Source organism: Actinomadura fibrosa (assembly GCF_900659615.1).
Taxonomy (GTDB): domain Bacteria; phylum Actinomycetota; class Actinomycetes; order Streptosporangiales; family Streptosporangiaceae; genus Spirillospora; species Spirillospora fibrosa.
In genome coordinates this window covers 1-3615 of the sequence record NZ_CAACUY010000457.1, presented here as the reverse complement: position 1 = coordinate 3615, position 3615 = coordinate 1, and the positions used below count along the sequence as shown (strand labels likewise).

At 72.7% G+C, this 3615-nt stretch carries 3 protein-coding genes; 2 read left to right on the top strand and 1 reads right to left on the bottom strand.

Going from position 1 to position 3615, the window contains the following annotated elements; all coding sequences use genetic code 11:
• Nucleotides 1-1432, top strand: a 1432-nt coding sequence (locus E1300_RS48455; RefSeq protein WP_207400441.1) for a cellulase family glycosylhydrolase, incomplete at its 5' end; no start/stop codon positions are given.
• A 29-nt stretch (nt 1433-1461) separates the two neighbouring features.
• Nucleotides 1462-3189: a glycoside hydrolase family 6 protein gene (locus tag E1300_RS48450; protein WP_131763994.1), complete on the top strand. Its 1728-nt coding sequence runs from the start codon at nt 1462-1464 to the stop codon at nt 3187-3189.
• Nucleotides 3190-3336: 147 nt separating this feature from the next.
• On the opposite strand, the gene E1300_RS48445 is transcribed toward E1300_RS48450, so the two are convergent.
• Nucleotides 3337-3615: ROK family protein (locus E1300_RS48445; RefSeq protein WP_131763993.1), on the bottom strand; the 279-nt coding region annotated here is incomplete at its 5' end.

The following is a 3615-nucleotide window of genomic DNA, read 5'->3' as shown; positions in this document are numbered from 1 at the left end:
CGCCGGGCTGGCCGTCGCGCTGGCCGCCGGCGCCGTCACCGCGACAGCCCTCGCGCCGCCCGCGCGCGCCGCCGTCACCTGCGAGGTCGGCTACGCCAAGAACGACTGGGGGTCGGGGTTCACGGCGTCCGTGACGATCACCAACCGGGGACCGGCGCTGAGCGGCTGGACGCTGGCGTACTCCTACTCCGGCGACCAGCGGCTCGCCAACGGATGGAACGGCCGGTGGTCGCAGTCCGGCAAGGCCGTCACGGTCGTGAACGAGAGCTGGAACGGCTCGCTCGCCACCGGCGCCTCCGTCCAGGCCGGCGCCAACTTCTCCTACACCGGCACCAACGCCGACCCGACCGCCTTCACCGTCAACGGCACCGCCTGCAACGGCGACTCGGGCCCGACCGAGCCGCCCGGCGGCGGTCCGGCGCCGAAGCTGAAGGTGTCCGGCAACAAGCTCGTGGACGGGTCCGGGAACACCGTGCGGTTGCGCGGGGTGAACCGGTCCGGCGGCGAGTTCGCCTGCGTCCAGGGCAACGGGTTCTGGGACGGGCCGATGGACGCGGCGTCCGTCACGGCGATCAAGTCGTGGAACGTCAACGCGGTCCGCGTGCCGCTCAACGCGGACTGCTGGCTCGGCCTGGCCAACGTGGACCCGGCCTACCGGGGCGCCGCGTACCAGAACGCCGTCCGCGCCTACGTCGCCCTGCTAGAGGAGAACGGCCTCACGCCGATCCTGGACCTGCACTGGAACCACGGCCTGTGGACGGGCAACGACAGCCACTGCGCGACCGCGAACGCCGAGTGCCAGAAGCCGATGCCGGACGCGCAGTACGCGACCGAGTTCTGGCGCGGGGTCGCCACCGCGTTCAAGGACGACACGGCCGTCGTCTTCGACCTCTTCAACGAGCCGTACCCGAACAACATCGGCGTCATGAGCTACGACCAGTCGTGGGCGTGCTGGCGCGACGGCGGCTCGGCCTGTCCCGGGCTGACCTACGAGGCGGCCGGGATGCAGGACCTGCTCGACGCCGTGCGCGCGGCGGGGGCCGCGAACGTCGTCCTCGCGGGCGGCAACAGCTACTCCAACGACCTCGGCCAGTGGCTCGCGCGCAAGCCGTCCGACCCGACGGGCAACCTCGCGGCCGCCTGGCACTCCTACAACTTCAACTACTGCGCCTCCACCTCCTGCTGGGACCAGCAGCTCGCCCCCGTCGCCGCGCAGGTGCCGCTGGTGGCGGGCGAGATCGGCGAGAACACCTGCGGGCACGGCTACATCGACGGGCTGCTGGCCTGGCTGGACGCGCACGGCGCCTCCTACCTCGGCTGGACCTGGAACACCTGGAACTGCTCCAGCGGCCCGTCCCTGATCAGCTCGTACGACGGCACGCCGACCGCGTACGGCGCCGGGCTCCGCGACCACCTGCGCTCGGCCCCCTGACGTCCGTTCAACCAGAGAAGAGGACCCGGATGAGACACCCCCCTGCCCGCAGGTCGCCCGGCACCGTCCGCCGCGCCGCCGCCGCTGCCGCCGCCGCGGTGCTGGCCGCCTCGGGCGCGGTCGCGCTGGCCCAGGCCCAGGCCAGCGCGGCCGCCGGCTGCAAGGTCGACTACACGGCCAACTCCTGGAACACCGGCTTCACGGCGACCGTCACGCTCACCAACCTCGGCGACGCGGTCAGCGGCTGGGCGCTGGAGTGGGACTTCGCCGGCGACCAGCACGTCACCCAGGGCTGGAACGGGACGTTCAGCCAGTCCGGCAAGCACGTCACCGTGCGCAACGCGGACTGGAACGCCTCGCTCGGCTCCGGGGCGACGGTCAGCCCCGGGTTCCAGGCGACGTACTCGGGCACGAACGAGGCGCCCACCGCGTTCAAGCTGAACGGCACGGCCTGCACCGGGGCCCCCGGCCCCACGGACCCGACCACCCCCACCGACCCGACGAACCCGCCGCCCGGCCGCGTGGACAACCCGTACGCCGGGGTCAAGGCGTACGTGAACCCCGAATGGTCCGCGCACGCCGCCGCCGAGCCCGGCGGGAGCCGGATCGCGAACCAGCCGACCGGCGTGTGGCTCGACCGGATCGCCGCGATCGCGGGCGCGAACGGCTCCATGGGCCTGCGCGCCCACCTCGACGCGGCGCTCGCGCAGGGCGCCGGGGTGGTCCAGCTCGTCGTCTACGACCTGCCCGGACGGGACTGCTCGGCGCTCGCGTCCAACGGCGAGCTCGGCCCGACCGACCTGCCCCGGTACAAGTCGGAGTTCATCGACCCGATCGCGGCGATCCTCGGCGACGCCAAGTACAAGGACCTGCGGATCGTCACGGTCGTCGAGATCGACTCGCTGCCGAACCTCGTCACCAACACCGGGAGCAAGCCGACCGCGACGCCCGCCTGCGACACGATGAAGGCGAACGGGAACTACGTCAACGGCGTCGCCTACGCGCTCGGCAAGCTCGGCGCGCTGCCGAACGTTTACAACTACCTCGACGTCGGCCACCACGGCTGGCTCGGCTGGGACGACAACTTCGGCCCGTCGGCCGACCTGCTCGCCCAGACGGCGCAGGCGTCCGGCTCCAAGGCGAACGTCGCGGGCTTCATCACCAACACCGCCAACTACGGGGCGCTGAAGGAGCCCTACTTCACGATCGACGACACCGTGAACGGCACCTCCGTCCGGCAGTCGAAGTGGATCGACTGGAACCGCTACACCGACGAGCTGTCGTACGCGCAGGCGTTCCGGAACCGGCTCGTCCAGGCCGGGTTCGACTCCGGGATCGGCATGCTGATCGACACCAGCCGCAACGGCTGGGGCGGCGCGGCCCGCCCGTCCGGCCCGGGCCCGAAGACGACGGTGGACGCCTACGTGGACGGGGGCCGGCTGGACCGGCGCATCCACCTCGGCAACTGGTGCAACCAGTCCGGCGCCGGTCTCGGTGAGCGGCCGAAGACGGCACCGGAGTCCGGGATCGACGCCTACGTCTGGATCAAGCCTCCGGGCGAGTCGGACGGGGCGAGCAGCGAGATCCCGAACGACGAGGGCAAGGGCTTCGACCGGATGTGCGACCCGACGTACACGGGCAACCCGCGGAACAACAACAACATGAGCGGCGCCCTGGCCGGCGCGCCGCTGTCCGGGCACTGGTTCTCCGCCCAGTTCCAGGAACTGATGCGGAACGCCTACCCCGCCCTTCCCTGAACCCTGCGAACCGGCCCCGTGACCGAAGCCCCACCGGTCACGGGGCCTCGCCGAGCCCGCGTCCCGCCGATCGCGGGGCCTCGCCAGGCACGGATCCGTACGACCCCTGGGAACCCCCAGACCCCCGAGGCTCCCCGAAAGGCGGGGTCAGAGGAGGAGGGCGGGGTCGGCGATGACGCGTTCGATGACGAGGCCGGCGGCGCCGAGGACGGCCGCGCCCTCCGCGAGGCCGGACACCTCGACCGGCGGGATCTCGCGGCGCAGCGTGCCGGGGCCGTCCGCGAGCGCCGCCCGGAGCGGGGGCCGGATCCACGGGGCCAGCGGGGAGAACACGCCGCCGAGCACGATCGTGTCGGGGTCGAGGAGGTTGACGGCGGAGGCCAGCGCGCCGCCGAGCGCGCGGCCGGCGCGGGCCACGGCCGCGAG

Bases quoted from the DNA above. Each gene is read 5' to 3' on its own strand.
- E1300_RS48450 (WP_131763994.1), top strand. From the start codon at position 1,462: ATGAGACACCCCCCTGCCCGCAGGTCGCCCGGCACCGTCCGCCGCGCC.